22 protein-coding genes are annotated in these 19,329 nt (G+C 69.0%); 17 read left to right on the forward strand and 5 right to left on the reverse strand.

Annotated features, from left to right (window positions below; all coding sequences use genetic code 11):
* Nucleotides 1–133 precede the first annotated feature (133 nt).
* Nucleotides 134–1,219 carry a tyrosine-type recombinase/integrase gene (locus ACFOMP_RS03060; protein WP_379027842.1) on the reverse strand — a complete coding sequence of 362 codons (1,086 nt, stop codon included), beginning with the start codon at nucleotides 1,217–1,219 and terminating at the stop codon, nucleotides 134–136.
* Nucleotides 1,220–1,373: 154 nt separating this feature from the next.
* Between ACFOMP_RS03060 and dusA the strand changes: the two genes are divergently transcribed.
* Nucleotides 1,374–2,342, forward strand: a complete 969-nt coding sequence (gene dusA / locus ACFOMP_RS03065) for a tRNA dihydrouridine(20/20a) synthase DusA (RefSeq protein WP_379027843.1) — start codon at nucleotides 1,374–1,376, stop codon at nucleotides 2,340–2,342.
* 28 nt (nucleotides 2,343–2,370) lie between these two features.
* On the opposite strand, the gene mazG is transcribed toward dusA, so the two are convergent.
* A complete protein-coding gene (gene mazG / locus ACFOMP_RS03070; protein WP_379027844.1) occupies nucleotides 2,371–3,243 on the reverse strand; it encodes a nucleoside triphosphate pyrophosphohydrolase in 873 nt (290 codons plus the stop codon).
* 200 nt (nucleotides 3,244–3,443) lie between these two features.
* On the opposite strand from mazG, the gene yajC reads away from it, so the two are divergent.
* The 11 genes from yajC to ACFOMP_RS03125 all read left to right on the forward strand — a co-directional run bounded on the left by yajC (nucleotide 3,444) and on the right by ACFOMP_RS03125 (nucleotide 11,804).
* Entirely contained in the window at nucleotides 3,444–3,776 is a 333-nt protein-coding gene (gene yajC / locus ACFOMP_RS03075; RefSeq protein WP_019352115.1) for a preprotein translocase subunit YajC, read from the forward strand.
* A 17-nt stretch (nucleotides 3,777–3,793) separates the two neighbouring features.
* Entirely contained in the window at nucleotides 3,794–5,458 is a 1,665-nt protein-coding gene (gene secD, locus ACFOMP_RS03080; protein ID WP_289895411.1) for a protein translocase subunit SecD, read from the forward strand.
* A 12-nt stretch (nucleotides 5,459–5,470) separates the two neighbouring features.
* Complete coding sequence (gene secF, locus ACFOMP_RS03085; protein ID WP_379027845.1) at nucleotides 5,471–6,463, forward strand: protein translocase subunit SecF; 993 nt, start codon at nucleotides 5,471–5,473, stop codon at nucleotides 6,461–6,463.
* Nucleotides 6,463–6,819 (forward strand): Mth938-like domain-containing protein, encoded by a 357-nt coding sequence (locus tag ACFOMP_RS03090; protein WP_289895413.1) that lies wholly within the window; start codon nucleotides 6,463–6,465, stop codon nucleotides 6,817–6,819. The genes secF and ACFOMP_RS03090 overlap by 1 nt, the downstream gene beginning before the upstream one ends.
* Nucleotides 6,816–7,448, forward strand: a complete 633-nt coding sequence (ccmA, locus tag ACFOMP_RS03095) for a heme ABC exporter ATP-binding protein CcmA (RefSeq protein ID WP_379027846.1) — start codon at nucleotides 6,816–6,818, stop codon at nucleotides 7,446–7,448. Before ACFOMP_RS03090 ends, ccmA begins: the two co-directional genes overlap by 4 nt.
* Before the next feature lie 30 nt (nucleotides 7,449–7,478).
* On the forward strand, nucleotides 7,479–8,135 hold the full coding sequence (gene ccmB / locus ACFOMP_RS03100) for a heme exporter protein CcmB (RefSeq protein ID WP_289895415.1): 657 nt from the start codon (nucleotides 7,479–7,481) through the stop codon (nucleotides 8,133–8,135).
* 52 nt (nucleotides 8,136–8,187) lie between these two features.
* The gene (locus ACFOMP_RS03105) at nucleotides 8,188–8,913 is read left to right on the forward strand and encodes a heme ABC transporter permease (protein WP_019353106.1); all 726 of its coding nucleotides are present in this window, start codon (nucleotides 8,188–8,190) and stop codon (nucleotides 8,911–8,913) included.
* The gene (ccmD, locus tag ACFOMP_RS03110) at nucleotides 8,910–9,053 is read left to right on the forward strand and encodes a heme exporter protein CcmD (RefSeq protein WP_019353105.1); all 144 of its coding nucleotides are present in this window, start codon (nucleotides 8,910–8,912) and stop codon (nucleotides 9,051–9,053) included. Before ACFOMP_RS03105 ends, ccmD begins: the two co-directional genes overlap by 4 nt.
* A gap of 13 nt (nucleotides 9,054–9,066) precedes the next feature.
* Entirely contained in the window at nucleotides 9,067–9,585 is a 519-nt protein-coding gene (locus ACFOMP_RS03115; protein ID WP_289895956.1) for a DsbE family thiol:disulfide interchange protein, read from the forward strand.
* 180 nt (nucleotides 9,586–9,765) lie between these two features.
* Complete coding sequence (gene hisC, locus ACFOMP_RS03120; protein ID WP_289895416.1) at nucleotides 9,766–10,869, forward strand: histidinol-phosphate transaminase; 1,104 nt, start codon at nucleotides 9,766–9,768, stop codon at nucleotides 10,867–10,869.
* Nucleotides 10,869–11,804 (forward strand): prephenate/arogenate dehydrogenase family protein, encoded by a 936-nt coding sequence (locus tag ACFOMP_RS03125; protein ID WP_379027847.1) that lies wholly within the window; start codon nucleotides 10,869–10,871, stop codon nucleotides 11,802–11,804. Before hisC ends, ACFOMP_RS03125 begins: the two co-directional genes overlap by 1 nt.
* On the opposite strand, the gene ACFOMP_RS03130 is transcribed toward ACFOMP_RS03125, so the two are convergent.
* The gene (locus ACFOMP_RS03130) at nucleotides 11,801–12,808 is read right to left on the reverse strand and encodes a DUF2125 domain-containing protein (protein WP_379027848.1); all 1,008 of its coding nucleotides are present in this window, start codon (nucleotides 12,806–12,808) and stop codon (nucleotides 11,801–11,803) included. The genes ACFOMP_RS03125 and ACFOMP_RS03130 overlap by 4 nt on opposite strands.
* Before the next feature lie 94 nt (nucleotides 12,809–12,902).
* Here ACFOMP_RS03130 and ACFOMP_RS03135 point away from each other — a divergent pair, with 94 nt between their 5' ends.
* The 3 genes from ACFOMP_RS03135 to ACFOMP_RS03145 all read left to right on the forward strand — a co-directional run bounded on the left by ACFOMP_RS03135 (nucleotide 12,903) and on the right by ACFOMP_RS03145 (nucleotide 16,517).
* Nucleotides 12,903–13,472 (forward strand): gamma-glutamylcyclotransferase, encoded by a 570-nt coding sequence (locus tag ACFOMP_RS03135; RefSeq protein ID WP_289895419.1) that lies wholly within the window; start codon nucleotides 12,903–12,905, stop codon nucleotides 13,470–13,472.
* Between the two features lie 65 nt (nucleotides 13,473–13,537).
* Nucleotides 13,538–15,136 carry a hypothetical protein gene (locus tag ACFOMP_RS03140; RefSeq protein ID WP_379027849.1) on the forward strand — a complete coding sequence of 533 codons (1,599 nt, stop codon included), beginning with the start codon at nucleotides 13,538–13,540 and terminating at the stop codon, nucleotides 15,134–15,136.
* Nucleotides 15,126–16,517, forward strand: a complete 1,392-nt coding sequence (locus ACFOMP_RS03145) for a peptidoglycan -binding protein (RefSeq protein WP_379027850.1) — start codon at nucleotides 15,126–15,128, stop codon at nucleotides 16,515–16,517. The genes ACFOMP_RS03140 and ACFOMP_RS03145 overlap by 11 nt, the downstream gene beginning before the upstream one ends.
* Here the strand turns inward: ACFOMP_RS03145 and ACFOMP_RS03150 are convergent.
* On the reverse strand, nucleotides 16,514–17,488 hold the full coding sequence (locus ACFOMP_RS03150; RefSeq protein ID WP_379027851.1) for a glycosyltransferase family 8 protein: 975 nt from the start codon (nucleotides 17,486–17,488) through the stop codon (nucleotides 16,514–16,516). The genes ACFOMP_RS03145 and ACFOMP_RS03150 overlap by 4 nt on opposite strands.
* A 248-nt stretch (nucleotides 17,489–17,736) precedes the next feature.
* Nucleotides 17,737–18,291: a LabA-like NYN domain-containing protein gene (locus ACFOMP_RS03155; protein WP_289895423.1), complete on the reverse strand. Its 555-nt coding sequence runs from the start codon at nucleotides 18,289–18,291 to the stop codon at nucleotides 17,737–17,739.
* Between the two features lie 12 nt (nucleotides 18,292–18,303).
* On the opposite strand from ACFOMP_RS03155, the gene folK reads away from it, so the two are divergent.
* Both folK and rpoZ read left to right on the forward strand, forming a co-directional pair.
* Entirely contained in the window at nucleotides 18,304–18,897 is a 594-nt protein-coding gene (gene folK, locus ACFOMP_RS03160) for a 2-amino-4-hydroxy-6-hydroxymethyldihydropteridine diphosphokinase (protein ID WP_379027852.1), read from the forward strand.
* A 70-nt stretch (nucleotides 18,898–18,967) separates the two neighbouring features.
* Nucleotides 18,968–19,324, forward strand: coding sequence for a DNA-directed RNA polymerase subunit omega (gene rpoZ, locus ACFOMP_RS03165; protein WP_289895425.1), 357 nt, complete (start codon nucleotides 18,968–18,970; stop codon nucleotides 19,322–19,324).
* The last annotated feature ends 5 nt before the right edge of the window (nucleotides 19,325–19,329 follow it).

The following is a 19,329-nucleotide window of genomic DNA, read 5'->3' on the forward strand; positions in this document are numbered from 1 at the left end:
TGGGGCGGCCAGTGGTCCTGGGACATCTATACCGATCCCAAGGAAAGGGGCTGGGCGGACAGCATGACCGAGGCGCTGCACGATGCAAGGAACGCGCTCGGGCTGCGGCAGGCATCTGCGCCGTAGCCGCCCATCAGCTTGGCGTCTGCGGGTCGATCTTGTCGAGCCATTCCCAGCCCGCCCATTTGTCACCCGTCGCGCGCAGGTGACTGTAGCGTTGCAGGCTCGGCCAACTCCTGTGACCCGACACACTGGCAGCCTGGGGGATGGTCTTGCCCATCTCGAAAAGCCGCGACACGCCTTCATGGCGCAGATCGTGAAAATGCAGGTCCTCGATGCCGAGCAGCTTGCATGCCCTGGTGAACGCGGTGCTCACCGCATCGGTTGAGTAGGGGAAGATGCGGCTGCTCTCGGCCGGCATGGTCTTGACGATCCGCTCGGCCTCGGGCGGCAGGTCAACCCAGATATCGTTTCCTTCCTTCTCTCCGGGATGTTTCATGTCGCGCACCAGGACGCGGCCGGCTTCGAGATCCGCCCAGGTGATGCTCACGATCTCCTCCTGGCGGCGGGTCGAGAAGATCGCGAAGGCGCAGACCTTGTGCATGGGAAGCGAGCGACCTTTGCGCCAGCGGTCCTCAAAATGCGCCATCAGCTTGTTCATCTCCGCGCGGGTGGGCCGCCGGTCGCGCTTCTTGGATTTTCCTATCAGCCCGAGGTTCTTGCACACGGTCGTCGCGGCACGCATTTCGGCGGGGTCCAGGGGGATCTTCCAGGCCGGTTCCGCGATGGCGAAGATCGCGGATAAATGGGACAGGTAATTGCCGATCGTCTGGGGTTGCCGGCCGCCATCGAAAAGCTCCTGCGCGAACTCGACCAGCTTCTGCGATGTCACGGCGGCGCAGGGCAGGGAGGCTATGTCGAAGGACTTGATGGTTCTCAGAACCTGGGCCTTGGTGTTGCCGATCTTCTTTGTCGACGTCCTCACATACGTGTCGATCGCCTCGGCCAGGGTGGCGCCGCCGGTGCGATGGCGTTCCATCTTCTCGAATCCGCCCGGCTTCTTCAGTTCAGCTTCCTTCCGGCGCAGCCATGCCTCCGCCGCCGACCTCCTCTCGAAGCTGGAGGAGGCGGAGGCCTTCCTGCCATCTCGCATTATCCGGACCTGTGCGGTATAGACGATCGAGCCGTCCTTGAGGCGGCGCTCGGTGATCGTTCCCATGTGATTTGCTAAAGCCTCTGCGATTCTTGCTAAACGTAAGCAAAGCAAAACCGGGAACGGAATTAAACCAGCAAAAACAAGGCAGGATAAGAGACCGCGACGGGTGCTAGAAATGGCCAGAACTGGCAATTTTATTAATGAAAACAATAGCGCAATGCTATCCGTGGCCCCGATGATGGACTGGACCGACAGCCTGTGCCGCCGCGTCCACCGCCTGCTGTCGCGCCGCACCCTGCTTTATACCGAAATGGTGACTGCCCCGGCGCTGGTTTTCGGCGACCGCGCAAAACTGCTGGACCACGACGCGGGCGAGCATCCGCTGGCGCTGCAACTGGGCGGCTCGGATCCCGGGCAATTGGCCGAGGCGGCGCGGATCGGCGCCGATTGGGGCTATGACGAGATCAACCTGAATGTCGGCTGCCCCAGCGACCGGGTGCAGTCGGGCTGCTTCGGCGCCGTGCTGATGACCCGGCCCGAGCTGGTCGTGGAATGTGTCGCGGCGATGATCGCGGCCAGCCCGGTCGAGGTCACGGTGAAATGCCGCATCGGCGTGGACGAGCAGGACCCCGAGGCGGTGCTGCCGGATTTCCTGCGCCGGATGCGCGAGGCCGGCGTGCACCGCATCACCATCCATGCCCGCAAGGCCTGGCTTCAGGGCCTGTCGCCGCGCGAGAACCGCGAGATCCCGCCGCTGGACTATCCGCTGGTGCATCGCATGAAGCGGGACTTTCCCGACCTGCATCTGTCGGTGAATGGCGGCATCGCCTCGCTCGACGCGGTGGGCGAGCATCTGCGGATGATGGACGGGGTGATGGTCGGGCGCGCCGCCTATCACCAGCCCTGGGACATGCTGGGCGCGGCCGACCGGCTCTGGAACGAGGCGCCGCGCTTTGCCGATCCGCTCGAGGCGGCGCAGGCGCTGCGCGAACTGGTCGAGGCGCATCTGGCGGCGGGCGGGCGGCTGCATCAGGTGACGCGGCACATGCTGGGACTGTTCCATGGCCGGCCGGGCGCGCGCGGCTGGCGGCGGCAGCTTTCCGAAGGCGCCTCGCGGGCCCGCGACCGCGCCGAGGCGCTGGCGGTCTATGACGCCGCGCTGGCCGAGGTCATGGTCCCGGCCTGACCGCGGGCGCGGGGCGCGCGCGACCGGTCTATTCGCGCTCGGCCGCCTTGGCGCGATCCCAAAGCGCATCCATCTCGGCCAGGTCGCTGTCCTCGGGGCGGCGGCCCTGGGTGGCCAGCGCCGCCTCGATGGCCTGGAAGCGGCGGGTGAACTTGGCATTGGCGGCGCGCAGCGCCTCCTCGGGGTCGATCTGCAGGTGCCGGGCCAGATTCGCCATCACGAACATCAGATCGCCGAATTCCTCGGTCAAATGGGCGTGATCGGCGCTGTCCCTGGCCTCGACCAGCTCGCGGCTTTCCTCGACGATCTTGTCCAGCACATCGGCCGGGCCGGGCCAGTCGAAGCCGACGCGGGCGGCGCGGTTCTGCAGCTTGACCGCGCGGGTCAGCGCCGGCAGGCCAAGCGCCACGCCGTCCAGCACGCCCTTTTCGGCCTTGGCGGCGCGCTCTCGGGCCTTGATCGCCTCCCAGTCGCGGACCTGCTGCTCGGCCGATTTGTCGCGGGATTCGTCGCCGAAGATATGCGGATGCCGGTCGATCATCTTGTCCGAGATCTTCGCCACCACCTCGGCGAAGTCGAACATCCCGGCCTCGTCGGCCATCTGGGCATGGAAGATCACCTGCAGCAGCAGGTCGCCCAGCTCGCCCGGCAGCTCGTCCCAGGCCTGGCGGGCGATGGCGTCTGCGACCTCATGCGCCTCCTCGATGGTATAGGGCGCGATCGAGGCGAAGTCCTGCTCGATGTCCCAGGGACAGCCGGTCTGCGGGTCGCGCAGCGCCGCCATGATCGCCAGCAGGCGGCGGATTCCGGTGCGGTCGCTCTCCTCGCGGGTCAGCGCCGGATGGGGCGCCCGTGCCGTATCCCGGCTGGCCGTGTCCTGTGTCGCCGTGTCCTGTGCCATGATGCCGCCTTTCGGAAAGGATCCCGTCCGACCTGCCACAGCCCGGCCCGCATGTCCACGCCGCCGGGCCGGTTTGCCGGGTCGTCCGTCGGGGCCGTCTTGTCGTTCCGGCTTTCTTGCCATCCCGCGGTCCCGCGGATAGGGTGCGCGCCAATTCCGCCGGGGGATGGCCCGGAGAACGCTTGCAAAGGGATCAATCCATGTTCGTGACCGCCGCCCATGCCCAGGCCGCCGGAGCGCCTTCGGGGGCCGCCAGCATCGCCTCGTTCCTGCCGTTGGTCCTGATCTTCGTGATCATGTATTTCCTGATGATCCGGCCGCAGCAGAAGCGCATGAAGGAACATCGCGCCCTGATCGAGGCGCTGAAGAAGGGCGACGAGGTCGTCACCCAGGGCGGCCTGGTGGGCAAGATCACCTCGATCCGCGACAATGAGCTTGAGGTCGAGATCGCGCCGGGCGTCAAGGTCCGCGTGATCCGCTCGACCATCACCGGCTTGGTGAATCGCACCCAGCCCGCCGCCGCCAACAACTGAAGGCCGCCATCCCGACCATGCTGGACATCCCCTTCTGGAAGCGTCTGCTGATCCTCGCCCTCATCGGCCTGGGTCTGCTCTATGCGATGCCGAACCTGTTCTACAACCGGGTCGAGCAGCATAACGACGCCGTCACCGCCGCCGAGCGCAACGGTTTCGCAACCGAGGAAGAGACCCAGGCCCGCGCCGGCTGGCCGGACTGGCTGCCTTCGGGCCTGGTCAATTTGGGCCTCGACCTGCGCGGCGGCGCCCATCTGCTGGGCGAGGTGCATGTCCAGGACGTCTACAAGGCCCGGATGGATTCGCTGTGGCCCGAGCTGCGCGACGCGCTGGCAGCGCAGCGCGACCTGGTCGGCGCCGTCCGCCGGGTCCAGGCCCCCGACGGCCAGCTGACGGTCGAGATCGGCAATCCCGAGCAGATGGCCAAGGCGGTCGAGATCGCCCGCGGCCTGGCCACGCCCGTCACCTCGCTGACCGGCGCCGGGCAGAGCGATCTGGCGATCTCGGCCTCGGGCAGCCGGCTGACCGTGCAGCTTTCGGATGCGGAGAAGGCCGCGACCGACGACCGCACCGTGCAGCAGTCTCTGGAGATCATCCGCCGCCGCATCGACGAGGTCGGCACGCGCGAGCCGACGATCCAGCGCCAGGGCAAGGACCGCATCCTGATCCAGGTGCCCGGCATCGGCTCGGCCGAGGAACTGAAGCAGCTGATCGGCACCACGGCGAAACTGACCTTCAACCCGGTGGTGAACCGCACCACCGATGCCAATGCGCGTCCCGGCACCGGCAATGTCCTGCTGCCCTCGATGGACGAGCCCGGCGTCTATTACGTCATCGAGGAGAATCCGGTTGTCACCGGCGAGGATCTGACCGACGCCCGGCCGAGCTTCGACCAGAACGGCGCGCCGGCGGTGGATTTCCGGTTCGGCCCCTCGGGCGCCAAGCGGTTCGGGGCCTATACCTCGGCCAATATCGGCCAGCCTTTCGCCATCGTGCTGGACAACCAGGTGATCTCGGCGCCGGTGATCCGGCAGGCGATCACCACCGGCTCGGGGCAGATCTCGGGCGCCATGGATGTCGAAGGCTCGACGCAGCTGGCAGTGCTGCTGCGCGCGGGCGCGCTGCCGGCGCAGATGACCTTCCTGGAGGAACGCACCATCGGCCCGGAACTGGGCCAGGATTCGATCGACGCCGGCCGGCTGTCCTCGATCATCGCCACGGTGGCGGTGGTGGCCTATATGGTCGCGAGCTATGGGTTGTTCGGTGTCTTCGCCTCGGTCGCGGTGATCGTGAACGTCATCCTGATCCTGTCGGTCATGTCGATGATGGGGGCGACGCTGACGCTGCCCGGCATCGCCGGCATCGTGCTGACCGTCGGCACCGCGGTCGACGCCAACGTCATCATCTACGAGCGCATCCGCGAGGAGCTGCGCGCCGGCAAGCGCATGGCCAAGGCCATCGACGACGGCTTCAGCGAGGCGATGAGCGCGATCATCGACGCCAACGTCACCAGCTTCATCGCGGCGATGGTGATGTTCTTCCTCGGCTCCGGGCCGGTGAAGGGCTTTGCGGTCACGCTGACCATCGGCCTGGTCACCTCGGTCTTCACGGCGATCTACCTGACCCGCCTGTTGATCGTGCTCTGGCTGGAATGGCGCAAACCCAAAGAGCTGATCTTGTAAGGGAGCAGGACCATGGCATTTCGTCTGAAACTCGTTCCCGACAACACCAGCTACAACTTCTTCCGCTGGCAATGGCTGACCTTCGGCATCTCGGCCCTGGCGATGGTCGTCTCGGTCGTGCTGGTGCTGGTCATGGGGCTGAACTTCGGCATCGACTTCAAGGGCGGCACCACCATCCGCACCGAAAGTCCGACCGCCTTCGAGGTCGGCGACTACCGGCAGGCGCTGAACGGGCTGGACCTGGGCGACGTCTCGATCACCGAGGTTTTCGATCCGAGCTTCGGCGCCAGCAAACATGTGGCGATGATCCGCATCGGCACCACGGACGAGACCGGCTCGGTCACGCCCGAGCAACTGAACGAGGTCGAGGCGGCGCTGCAGACCGTCGATCCGAAGGTGGTCTTCGCCGCGGTGGAATCGGTCGGCCCCAAGGTCTCGGGAGAGCTGATCAAGACCGCCTTCTACGCGGTGGGTGCCGCGACCATCTGCATCATGTTCTATATCTGGCTGCGCTTCGAATGGCAGTTCGCGCTGGGGGCGGTGGTCTCGATCGTGCATGACGTGCTGCTGACGGTGGGGATCTTCTCGCTCTTCCAGCTGAAGTTCGACCTGACCACCATCGCGGCGCTGCTGACCACGCTGGGCTATTCGGTGAACGACACCGTGGTCGTCTTCGACCGGCTGCGCGAGAACCTGATCAAGTTCAAGACCATGCCGCTGATCGACGTGATGAACCTGACGGTGAACGAGACGCTGTCGCGCACCATCATGACCGCCGTCACCACGGCGCTGGCGCTTGGCGCGATGATGATCTTCGGCGGCGACGTGATCCGCGGCTTCGTCTTCGCCATGCTGTGGGGCGTGTTCGTCGGCTGCTATTCGACCATCTACGTCGCCAAGAACATCGTGCTGTGGCTGGGCGTCAAGCGCGACTGGAGCAAGCCCGGCCCCAAGGAGAAGACGCCGGGCGAGGATATTCCCGCCGCCTTCCGGGACGCGCCCTGATGGCGGTGATGACCCCCACGGAATTCTCCGGGGCCGTGCCGGTGGACGGCTACGGCCCCGGCTTCTTCCGGGTCGGTGGCGTGGTGCATCACGGCGCGGTGATCGTCACCGCCGCGGGCGTGCGCGCCTGGGGCGGGCTGGGCGACCGCGAGCCGCTGCTGGCGCTGGCCGGCGAGGTGGACGTGCTGTTCCTGGGCATGGGCGCCGAGATCGCCTTTCCGCCGCGCGACCTGACCGCGGCGCTGGATGCCGCCGGCGTGATGGCCGAGCCGATGAGTTCGGCCTCGGCCGCGCGCAGCTACAATGTCACACTGTCCGAGGGCCGGCGCGTGGCCTGTGCGCTGATCCCGTTATGAGCCTGCTCGCGGTCCGCGACCTTGCCGTGGCGCGGGGCGGGCTGCGCGCCGTCGAAGGGGTCTCCTTCGGACTCGATCCCGGCCGGGCGCTGGTGCTGCGCGGGCCGAACGGCATCGGCAAGACCACACTGCTGCGCACGCTGGCCGGGCTGCAGCCGGCGGTCGCCGGCAGGATCGAGACGGCGCCGGAGGCCATCGCCTATGCCGGCCATTCCGACGGGCTGAAGCCGGCGCTGAGCGTGACCGAGAACCTGCGTTTCTGGGCCGAGATCTTCGGCGGCCATGACATCGCCGCCGCGTTGGAGGCGATGAACCTGCGCGAACTGGCCTCGCGGCCGGCCCATGCGCTGTCGGCCGGACAGAAGCGGCGGCTGGGGCTGGCGCGGCTGATGGTGACGGGACGGCCGGTCTGGCTGCTCGACGAGCCGACGGTGTCGCTGGACCGCGATTCGGTGGCGCTGTTCGCCGCCATGCTGCGCGCCCATCTGGGCCGGGGCGGCGCGGCGGTGATCGCCACCCATATCGACCTGGGCATGCCCGAGGCCGAGATCATCGACCTTGCCCCCTATCGCGCCACGCAGACCCGCCGCGAATCGCGCCCCGCCGGCTTCAATGAGGCATTCGGATGACAGGAGGGGGCGGATGACAGGAACGGGCGGATGAAGGCGCTGCTGATCCGCGACCTGCGGCTGGCCACGCGCGCCGGAGGCGGCTTCGGGCTGGCGCTGGCCTTCTTCCTGATCGTCTGCACGCTGGTCCCCTTCGGCGTCGGCCCGGAAGGGGGCACGCTGTCGCGCATCGCGCCCGGCATCCTGTGGGTCGGGGCGCTGCTGTCCTGCCTGCTGTCGCTCGACCGCATCTTCGCGCTGGATTTCGAGGATGGCAGCCTGGATCTGCTGGCGACCGCGCCGCTGCCGCTGGAAGGGACGGTGGCGATCAAGGCGCTTGCGCATTGGCTGGTCACCGGCCTGCCGCTGGCGCTGTCGGCGCCGGTCTTCGGCCTGCTTCTGCACCTGCCGGGGCCGGCCTATCCCTGGCTGGTGGCCTCGCTGATCCTCGGCACGCCGGCGCTGTCGATGCTGGGCGCCTTCGGCGCGGCGGTGACGGTGGGGCTGCGGCGCGGCGGGCTGCTGCTGTCGCTCTTGGTGCTGCCGCTTTACGTGCCGACGCTGATCTTCGGCGCCGAGGCGGTGCGGCGCGGCGCCGCGGGCGCCGATCCGGGCGCGCCGCTGGTCTTCCTGGCCGCGATCACGCTTGCCACCCTGGCGCTGGCGCCCTTTGCCGCGGCCGCCGCGCTGCGCGTCAATCTGCGGTGAATACGACCTCTGGCCACTTGAGCGGGCGGCGCGCCCGGTTTACGGAGCAATCATGTCGATCTGGGAATATGCCAACCCTGTCAAGTTCATGCGCGTATCGGGCGCGATCCTGCCATGGGTTGTGGCGGGCGCGGCGCTCTGCACCGTCGCCGGGCTGGTCTGGGGATTCCTGACGCCCCAGGACTACAAGCAGGGCGCGACGGTCAAGATCATCTTCCTGCATGTGCCCGCCGCGCTGATGGCGATCAACATCTGGCTGATGATGCTGGTCACCTCGCTGATCTGGCTGGTGCGGCGCCACCATGTCAGCGCCCTGGCCGCCAAGGCCGCGGCGCCGGTGGGCGCGGTGATGACGCTGATCGCGCTGATCACCGGAGCGATCTGGGGCCAGCCGATGTGGGGGACGTGGTGGGAATGGGATCCGCGGCTGACCTCGTTCCTGATCCTGTTCCTGTTCTATCTGGGCTACATGGCGCTGTGGGCGGCGGTCGAGGATCCCGACAGCGCCGCCGACCTGACCGGGGTGCTGTGCCTCGTGGGCTCGGTCTTCGCGCTCCTGTCGCGCTATGCCGTGAATTTCTGGAACCAGGGCCTGCACCAGGGCGCCTCGCTGTCGCTGGCGCCGGGCGAGCGGATGTCGGCGGTCTATCGCTATCCGCTTTACCTGACCATGCTGGGCTTTTTCCTGCTGTTCCTGGCGCTGCTGCTGATCCGCACCCGCACCGAGATCCGCCGCCGCCGTCTGGCCGCGCTGCTGGCAAGGGAGAACCGCGCATGACCGAGCTTGGCAAATACGCCACCACCGTCCTGGCCGCCTATGGTGCGAGCCTGGTGCTGCTGGTCGGCATCATCGTGCAGACCGTGCTGGCCAATGCCCGCGCCCGTCGCGAATTGCAGGAGTATGAACGCCGTGGCTAGAATCTCGCCGATGATGCTGCTGCCGGTGGCGATCTTCGCCGGTTTCGCCGGGCTGGCCGGCTGGGCGCTGCTGCGCGACGATCCCGATGCGCTGCCGTCGGCCATGGTTGGGCGCGAGGCGCCCCCGGTCGGCGCGAGCACGCTGCCCGGCAAGCCGCAGCTGACCGACGCCATGCTGCGCCAGCCGGGGGTGAAGCTGGTGAACTTCTGGGCCAGCTGGTGCCCGCCCTGCCGGGCCGAGCATCCGACGCTGACCGAGCTTTCGGCCCGGCTGCCGGTCTATGGCGTCGACCTGAAGGATCCCGAATCCGCCGCGCTGGGTTTTCTGTCCGAACATGGCGACCCCTATCACGCGCTGGCCAGCGACCCGCGCGGCCGGGTGGCGATCGACTGGGGGGTGACCGCGCCGCCCGAGACCTTCATCATCGACGGCGCGGGCCGCATCCTTTATCGCCATGCCGGCCCGCTGGTGCGCGAGGATTACCAGAACCGCTTCCTGCCCGAGCTGGAGAAGGCGCTGGCGGCCGAGTGACGGCGCCGCCTGTGCCGGATCGCGGTTGCCCGGGTCTTCGGGAAGGAAGAAGACCCGGGGTGGCGCCTTGGGGTGCCGTCGCATGGGTATTTGGGAAACGGTGAAAGCGCCGGCGCGGCGGTAAGGCTTTCCAAGCCCTGCGGCGGGCGCTAAGACGGCCGGGCTTGCAAGAGGGCCGCCATGTCGCAGAACCAGACGACCATCGCTCCGCAACCCGGCATCCTGGAGATCTCGCTTTACGAAGGCGGGGCCTCGAAGGTGGCCGGGGTCGAGAATGTCGTGAAGCTTTCCTCGAACGAGAACCCCTTCGGGCCTTCGGACAAGGCGCGCGAGGCGGTGATCCGCGCCGCCCATGCCCTGCATCGCTATCCCAATACCGACCATGCCGGGCTGCGCGCCGCCATCGGCGAGGTGCATGGGCTGGACCCCGACCGCATCATCTGCGGCGTCGGGTCGGACGAGATCATCCATTTCCTCTGCCAGGCCTATGCCGGGCCGGGAACCGAGGTGCTGTTCACCGAGCACGGTTTCCTGATGTATCGCATCTCGGCCCATGCGGCGGGGGCGACCCCGGTGCAGGTGGCCGAACGCGACCGGGTGACCGATGTCGAGGCGCTGATCGCCGGCGCGAGCGAGCGCACGCGGCTGATCTTCGTCGCCAACCCGAACAACCCGACCGGCACGATGATCGGCCTGCCGGAACTGGAGCGGCTGGCCCGCGCCGTGCCGCAGGCGATCCTGGTGGTCGATGCCGCCTATGCCGAATATGTCGAGGATTACGACGGCGGCGCCGAGCTGGCGACCCGGCTGCCGAACGTGTTCATGACCCGGACCTTTTCCAAGATCTACGGTCTGGGGGGCTTGCGCGTCGGCTGGGGCTATGGTCCGCGCGAGATCGTCGATGTGCTGAACCGCATCCGCGGCCCCTTCAACCTGTCCCATGTCGCGCTGGAAGGCGCCGAGGCCGCCATGCGCGACCGCGAGCACATCGGCCGCTGCCAGGCCGAGAATGCCCGCATGCGCGCCTGGCTGGCCGAGGCGCTGGCCGAAAAGGGCGTGCCCTCGGACACCTCTTGCGCGAATTTCATCCTGGCGCGCTTTGCCGATGCCGGGACGGCGGGGGCCTGCGACGAGTATCTGAAGGCCCAGGGGCTGATCGTGCGGCGCGTCGCTGGCTACGGTCTGCCGCAATGCCTGCGCATCACCGTGGGCGACGAGGCATCCTGCCGGCGCGTGGCGCATGTCATCGGCCAGTTCATGGCCGAGCGCGCGGAGAGCCGCTGATGGCCGCGATCTATGACCGGGTGGCGCTGATCGGGCTGGGGCTGATCGCCGGCTCGATGTCGCTGGCGATGCGCGAGGCCGGGCTGGCGCGCGAGGTGGTGGGCCATGCCCGCAGCCCCGAAACCCGCGAGACCGCGCGCGAGATCGGGCTGGTCGATCGCGTGACCGAGAGTGCCGCCGAGGCGGTGGAGGGTGCCGACCTGGTTGTGCTGGCGGTGCCGGTCGGCGCCATGGGCGCGGTCGCGGCCGAGATCGCGCCGCATCTGAAGCCGGGCGCGACGGTGACCGACGTCGGCTCTGTCAAGCAGGCGGTGATCGAGGCGGTGGCGCCGCATATCCCCGAAGGCGTGCATTTCATTCCCGGCCATCCGCTGGCCGGGACCGAGCATTCCGGCCCGCGCTCGGGCTTTGCGGCGCTGTTTCGCAACCGCTGGTGGCTGCTGACCCCGGTCGAGGGCAGCGACCCGGCGGCGGTGGAACGGCTTTCGGCGCTGGTGCGGGCGATGGGCGCCAATGTCGAGGCGATGGATGCCGCGCATCACGACCTGGTGCTGGCGGTGACCAGCCACACGCCGCATCTGATCGCCTATACGATGGTGGGGGTGGCCGATCATCTCAAGCGCGTCACCGAAAGCGAGGTCATCAAGTATTCCGCCGCCGGCTTCCGGGACTTCACCCGGATCGCCGCCTCGGACCCGACCATGTGGCGCGACGTGTTCCTGCAGAACAAGGAGGCGGTTCTGGACATCCTGGGCCGCTTCACCGAAGAGCTTTTCATGCTGCAGCGCGCCATCCGCATGGGCGACGGCCCGCATCTGCACGATTACTTCACCCGCACCCGGGCGATCCGCCGCGGCATCATTGAGGCCGGGCAGGACACCGCGGCGCCGGATTTCGGCCGCAGCCTGGCCGCCGGCGAGGCACCGAAGCCCTAGCGGCGCGGAAAGACCGGCGCCGGGCCCAGCGTCAGCGGGCCCAGGCTCGTCTTGCCGTCGGCGAAGGTCAGCGGCAGGCGCAGTTCGCCCGCCGCCGGGGGCGGGAAGCGGAAGCCGGCAGCCTCGGGCAGCGGCTGCGCCGAGATGGTTTTCAGCATGGTCCCGGCCAGTGTCACCAGCTTCGGCGGGATCAGCCCGGCCGTGGCCGCGGCCTGCAGAAGCGGCCCCGCATCCCTGGTATAAAGCGCGACCCGGCCCTGGGCCCGGCCCTGGGCATCGGCCTGGACGCGGCCGAGGATGCGCGTGTGCAGCGCCCCCAGCCGCAGCTCGGCATCGTCGAGGCGCAGCCCCACCGGCAGCGGTGCCAGATCGGGGGTCAGGGTCGATGGGCGGGGCAGGGCGTCCAGCCAGACCCTGCCGCTGGCGGTCAGGCTCAGCCGGCCGGGCAGGGGCAGGGCCGCGAACAGGCCGGGCTCGAGCTGATCCACGGTCAGGTCCAGGTCATAGGCCGCAGCGGCCGCCGGCGGCGCATCCGCCTCAAGCGCTGTCAGCCGGGCGTCGGCGCGCAGCCCTTGGGCCAGATCCCGGCCTTCGACCGTCAGCGGCCCGGCCGCGAGTCCGGCCGACGCCATGCCCAGCCCGTTCAGCGGTTGCAGCCGCAGCCGCGCCGAAGCATCGGTCATGCCCAGCTGCAGCGGGCCAGGGCCGGAATCCAGCGTGGCGCGGGCCGGCAGGGCCAGCCGCAGCTCGGTCGGGCGCAGCGGGTTCAACCACAGCTCGGCCTGCGGCAGGGCCAGCGTGCCGGCATCCGTCCGCAGCTCCAGCGCGGCGGCCTGCACGCCGATCCGCCTTGGGTCGCGCAGTTCCCGCACCGCGCCCAGGCCGAGCATGGGCTGTTCGGCCGCGATCTGGCGCAGTTGCTGGGCCATCAGGCTTTCGCCGCCCAGCCAGAGCCCGCCCAGAAACAGGGCAAGAACGACAAGGGGGGCAAGCAGTCGGCGCATCGGATCCTCGCGGCTGGTCGTGGCGTCTTGGAACGCCGGTCAGGCTGTCCTAAGTTTTTCCTGACCGAAAGTATGTAGGGCACCGGGGTAAAGAATGGGTGAACGGCCGGAGCATTGGGTCTTTGCCTATGGCTCGCTCATGTGGGATCCGGGCTTTCCCGTCGCGGAGATGGTGACGGCGCGGGTCGAAGGCTATGCGCGCAGCTTCTGCCTGCGCTCGGTGGTCTATCGCGGCACCGCCGAGACGCCCGGCCTGGTGCTGGGTCTGGATGCCGAGCCGGGGGCGCATTGCATCGGCCTGGCGCTGCGCGTGGCCGAGCCGGACTGGCCCGAAACGCTGGCCGGCCTGCGCGCGCGCGAACTGACGACCAATGCCTATGCCGAGCTTTTCCTGCCCTTGGCGCTGCAGGATGGCCGCAAGGTCAAGGCGATCGCCTATGTGATCCGCCGCGACCATGACCAATATGCCGGCTTGCTGGATTCCCGCGAGCAGGCCGAGATCATCGCCCGAGCCCAGGGCGGGCGCGGACCGAATGCGGAATACCTGTTCAACACCGCCATGCATCTGGCGCAGATGGGGATCGAGGATCTGGCGCTGGCCGAACTGGCCGACAGGGTGCGCGGGTTGCTGCGTCCCGGCAGCGGATCGGGGCTCGGCCCTTAGCAGCGCTTGGCAGGGCCGGATCGGGCCACTACAGTCGGGGCCGGAAGCAGGGAAGGAAGTGTGACTTGTCCCGATCTGATGCTGAGCCGCCCTCGCCGCCGCCGCCCGCCGCGCCCGAAGGCCGCCGATCCCGCGCCGCCCGGCTGGCGGCGTCGCGCGGTGCCGGGCCGGGGGTGACCGGCCCCTCCCAGCCGCAATTCTCGCAACCCGTCCGGCAGATCGTGCTGATGCTGATCGTGCTGGCGCTGGTGGTGGCCGGGGCCTGGTTCGCCTATGGCCGGATCCTGTCGATCTTTTCTTCGAACAGGGCGCTGAACGGGCTGATCCTTGCCGTCTTCGTCATGGGCGTGCTGGGCTGCTTCTGGCAGGTGGCCGAACTGGTCAAGTCGGTCAGCTGGATCGAACGATTCGCCGCCCGCCGCGGCAATGCCGCCGAGCGCGGCGTCAGCGCGCCGGAACCGGTCGGACCGGACGAGGCGCCGCGGCTGCTGGCGCCGCTGGCGGCGCTGCTGGGCCAGCGTGGGCCGGCGGGCGGCGTGATCTCGACCGAATCGTCGCGCTCGATCCTGGAATCGGTGGCGACGCGGATCGACGAGGCGCGCGACATCACCCGCTATCTTGCCAACCTGCTGATCTTCCTGGGGCTTCTGGGCACGTTCTACGGTCTCGCCACCACGGTTCCAGCGGTGGTCGACACCATCCGCGCCTTGGCCCCGAAGGACGGCGAGACCGGGATCGAGGTGTTCAACAAGCTGATGACCGGGCTGGAATCGCAGCTCGGCGGCATGGCCACGGCCTTTTCCAGCTCGCTTCTGGGTCTGGCCGGCTCGTTGGTGGTGGGGCTGCTGGAGCTGTTCGTGACCCATGGCCAGAACCGCTTCTACCGCGAGCTCGAGGAATGGCTGTCGGGCTTTACCCGCATCGGTCTGGGCGGCGCCGAGGGGCAGGGGCTGGGCGAGGCGGCGCTGGCCGGTTTCGTCGAGCGGGTCGAGACGCAGCTGGCCGGATTGCAGGATTTCTACCGCCAGCGCGACGAATTGCGCGACGAGGAAGCCTCGGCCGCCGACCAGCGGACGCTCTCGCTGGTCGAAGGGGTCGAGAAGATGGCCGGGCTGTTCGGCGCGGATCGCGACCGGCTGGGCGCGACCCTGACGGCCGAGCGCGAGGCGGTGGCGCAGGCGCTGGCCGGGCTGGAGCGGCGGCTTGGCGATCTTGCCGAACCGCGCCACGACCCGGCGCTGGCGCAGGCGCTGGAGCGGATCGGCCAAGGGCAGGCTCGTCTGGTCGCACTGGCCGAGATACCGCAGCCAGCGCCGGACGGTGCCTTGGCCGAAGCGCTGCAGCGGCTGGCCGAAGGGCAGGCTCGTCTGGCGGCACTGGCCGAGACCCCGACGCCGATCCCGGCACCGGACAATGCCCGGCTGGTGCGGGCGCTGGAGCGGCTGGCCGAGGGCCAGGACCGCATCATCGAGCTGGGCGTGCAACGCCCCGCCTCGGGCGACGATCCCGAGGCGCGGATGCGGCTGCGCTCGATCGACGTGCAACTGGGCCGGCTGGTCGAGGAAGCGGCCAGCGGCCGCGACGGCCTGATCTCGGAACTGCGCGAGGACATGGCGGCGCTGACCCGCGCCATCCGCAACCTGGAGCGTGGCGATGGGGCTTAGCCGGGGCGGCGGCAACCGTTTCTCGGCCACGATCTGGCCGGGCTTCGTCGATGCGATGACCGCGCTTCTGATGGTCATGATGTTCGTGCTGACCATCTTCCTGCTGGTGCAATCGGTGCTGCGCGACCAGATCACCACCCAGGACAGCGAACTGGACCAGTTGGGCCGGCAGGTGGCGCAGCTTTCGGATGCGCTGTCCAGCACGCAGGCCCGCGCCGCCACGCTGGACCGCGACCTGACCGCCGAACGCGAGCGGCTGCGCCGCTCCGAGCAGGCGGTGGCCGGCGCCCGCGCCGAGATCGACGCCCAGACCGAGGCCGCCCGGCTTGCCGCCGCCCGCCGCGAGGCGCTGGAGGCGCTGATCGGCGACCTGCGCCGCCGCAATACCGAGACGCAGCAGCAACTGGACGAGACCGAGGCCGCGCGGCTGACCGATGCCGCCGCCGCCCAGGCGCTGCGCGAGCGGCTGGCGAAATCCGATGCCGAACTGGATGCCGCGACGCTGGAGCTGGAGGCGGCGCGCAAGCAGGCCGAGGAGACGCTGACCCTGCTCGCCGCCGCCGAGGCGGCCAAGAAGGACCTGGGCGAGAAGGCCGAGACCCAGGCCAGCGAGACCGAGAAGCAGGCCGGCCTGCTGGCGCTGGCGCAGCAGAAGCTGTCCGAGCAGGAGGCGCTTTCGACCGAGGACCAGCGCCGCGTCGCGCTGCTCAACCAGCGGGTGGCGCAGCTCAACGACCAGCTGGGCAGCCTGCGCGCCGTCTTGGACGCGGCGGGCGAAGAACGCCGCGAGGCCGACCTGCGCACCGAGGATCTGGGCCGGCAGCTCAACCTCGCCCTGTTGCGCGCCGCCGAGGAGGAGCGCAAGCGCCGGGCGCTGGAGGAGGAGGCGCGCGCCAAGGCCGAGGCCGAGGCCAAGGACCTGGCGCGCTATCGGTCCGAGTTCTTCGGCCGGCTGTCGCAGATCCTGGCGGGGCGCGAAGGGGTGCGGGTGGTGGGCGACCGCTTCGTGTTCTCGTCCGAGGTGCTGTTCGCGCCGGGCGAGGCGACCCTGTCGCCCGGCGGACGCGAGCAGATCGCCCGCGTGGCCGACCGGCTGAAGCAGATCTCGGCCGAGATCCCGGCCGAGATCGACTGGATGATCCGGGTGGACGGCCATACCGACAGCCAGCCGCTGTCCGGGCAGGGACGCTATCGCGACAACTGGGAGCTGAGCCAGGCCCGGGCGCTGGCGGTGGTGCGCTACATGGTGGACGAGCTGGGCTTCCCCGCGACCCGCCTTGCGCCTGCCGGCTTTGCCGATACGCGGCCGGTGGCGCCGGGCGACACGCCCGAGGCCCGCGCCCAGAACCGCCGCATCGAGCTGAAGCTGACCGAGCGCTAGGCGCGCGGATCGAGCAGGGTGTATTCGTCGGGGAAGCGGTTCAGATAGCGCAGCATCGGCCCGGCCGCGCGCCATTGCCGCAGCAGCGCCGCCCGCAGCGCCCCGGCGCGCGGCCAATGCCGCGCCCGTGCCCCGGCGGGGCGTGGCGCGTCGGGGAAATGCCGGGCCAACACCTCGGCGAAGGCGGCGCGCATCCGCATCGGTACCACCCCGGCCGCCTCGTCGCGCCAGGGCTTCGCGGGGCCGATGAAATGGATCAGGCAGGGATCGGCCATGCTGGTCAGATGCGACGAGGCCCAGGTGAACTGCCAGTTCCACAGCGGGCTGATCTCGGCCCAGTCGCCTTTCAGCGTGCCGTTCAACAGCGCCTGATCCCGTCCCAAACCCCGCAGGTGCTGGCGGGCGAAGCCGGCAAGACGGGCAGGCAGATCCTGCGCCGCAAAGGCTTCGGTGTCGATCATCACCACGCCCGCGTTGAAATAAGGATGCGCCGGCTCGCCCAGTTTGCGGAATTCGGCCACGCGGCGCTGCGGGCTGCGCCATTGCCGGTTGTCGCGCACTGCCGCCACCGCCCGGCCCAGCATATCCGCCCGCATCAGCCGCGCCGGATCGCCGCGCTCGTAAAGGATGTCCGCGTCCAGCACCAGGATGCGGCGATAATGCCCGGCCAGCGCATGGCCCAGGAAGACCCCCATATAGGAGGCGAGCGAGCGCCGCGCGTCCAGTGGCAGCGCCTCGGCCAGCGCCTCGTCGCGCGCCGCGACCTGGCCGATGCCGGCGCGGGACAGGCTGGCGGGCAGGTCCAGGGGATCGGGACTGCCGATCAGCACATCGTAATCCCGCCCCGGCCTGGCCGCCAGTGCCAGCGCCGGCGTGGCGGCATAGGGCAGATAGGCCGCATCGCAAGCGATGGCGACCGCCCTGTCGGAGCCGGGGCGGAAATCGGACGCGAAGACGGGGGCAAGAGCCATCGGCACCTCGACTGGGCGTGATCCGCGCCGAAGGCGATGCCCGAAGGCTGCCGCGGCGCCCTGCTCAACGTCTTGGCGGGGCGGCGGGTTTCATGGAACCGGGTTCGCGGGCTTGCATAGCCAAGGCACGATGCCGCCCCCCGGCGCCGCCACGGCCAAGCCCTTGCGGGCCGGCCTTGCTGCAAGGCGGACGGGCTGCGGAATCGGCGCGCTCGAGCGAGGGGCGCTGGCCCGCCAAGGGGGCAGGGTCAGCTGTCCTGGGGGGTGGCGGCTTCGCGCGGCGGGCGGCCGATGATGTCGCGCAGGGCGTCGAGCTCGATGAAATTGTCGGCCTGTCGGCGCAGCTCGTCGGCGATCATCGGCGGCTGGCTGCGCATGGTCGAAACCACCGAGACCCGCACGCCCTGGCGCTGCAGCGCCTCGACCAGCGGCCGGAAATCGCCGTCGCCCGAGAACAGCACCGCATGGTCCAGCCGCGGCGCCAGTTCCATGGCGTTGATCACCAGCTCGACATCCATGTTGCCCTTGACCTTGCGGCGCCCCAGCGCGTCGGTATACTCGCGGGCGGGCTTCGTCACCATCGAATAGCCATTGTAATGCAGCCAGTCGACCAGCGGGCGGATCGGTGAATAATCCTCGTTTTCCAGCAACGCTGTATAATAATAAGCGCGGATCAGCTTGCCGCGCCGCTCAAATTCCTGCCGCAGCAGCTTGTAGTCGATATCGAAACCCAGCGACTTTGCCGCAGCGTAGAGATTCGACCCGTCGATGAACAACGCCAGCCGGTCGTCCTTGTAAAACACGATTCCCCCGAGATGTCTCGTAACCCAATCCAGAAGGCGAACTTAGCGTTGGTTGCACTGGGTGCAAACCTACCTAGTTCGGCAGGTATTCCGGCGGAAAACCTGCGTTTTGCCCTCGAAAAGATCTTGCAATTACCGCAGGTTGTGCCGGTGGCGGTCAGCCGATTCTGGACCACGCCGGCCTATCCGGCCGGTTCCGGTCCCGATTATGTGAACGCCGCTGCCGCATTTCTGTGCACCATGCCGCCCGATACGCTGCTGGCCGAGCTGCACGCGATCGAGGCCGGGCTGGGCCGCAGCCGCGAGGGCGCCCGCTGGCAGGCACGCGGCCTGGACCTGGACCTGCTGGCCTATGACGGCCTGGTGCTGCCCGACGCCTCGGTCCAGGACCGCTGGCGCGGTCTGCCGCCCGAGGAACAGCCGCTGCACGCCCCCGAGCAACTGGTGCTGCCGCATCCGCGCATGCAGGACCGCGGTTTCGTTCTGGCCCCCCTGGCCGAGATCGCGCCGGGCTGGGTGCATCCGCGCCTTGGCCGCAGCGTGGCGCAGATGCTGGCGGCGCTGCCGGCCGGGGCGCTGCAGGGCATGAGGCCCGCAAGCGCTTGACATTTCCGGATCGAGGCACCAAATATCCGGCTTCGCCCCTGCACCCCGATTCCAGCTGATAAGGTGACCGATGGCCCGCGTTACAGTCGAAGATTGCGTCGACAAGGTTCCGAACCGTTTTGACCTGGTGATGCTGGCGGCCCATCGCGCGCGTGAAATCGCTGCGGGCAGCCCGCTGACCGTGGATCGCGACAACGACAAGAATCCCGTCGTCTCGCTGCGCGAGATCGCCGACGAGACCCAGCCGGTGGACGAGCTGCGCGAGCGCATGATCGAGTCGAGCCAGACCCAGATCGAGGTCGACGAGCCCGAGGAGGACGCGATGGCGCTGCTGCTGGGCGCCGAGATCGACCGCCCCAAGCCCGCCGACGAGGAATCGGAAGAGCGCATGCTGCGCATGATGCTGGAAGCGCAAGGCAGGAACTGAGCATA

It is taken from the genome of Paracoccus simplex (assembly GCF_042648325.1).
Classification (GTDB): domain Bacteria; phylum Pseudomonadota; class Alphaproteobacteria; order Rhodobacterales; family Rhodobacteraceae; genus Paracoccus; species Paracoccus simplex.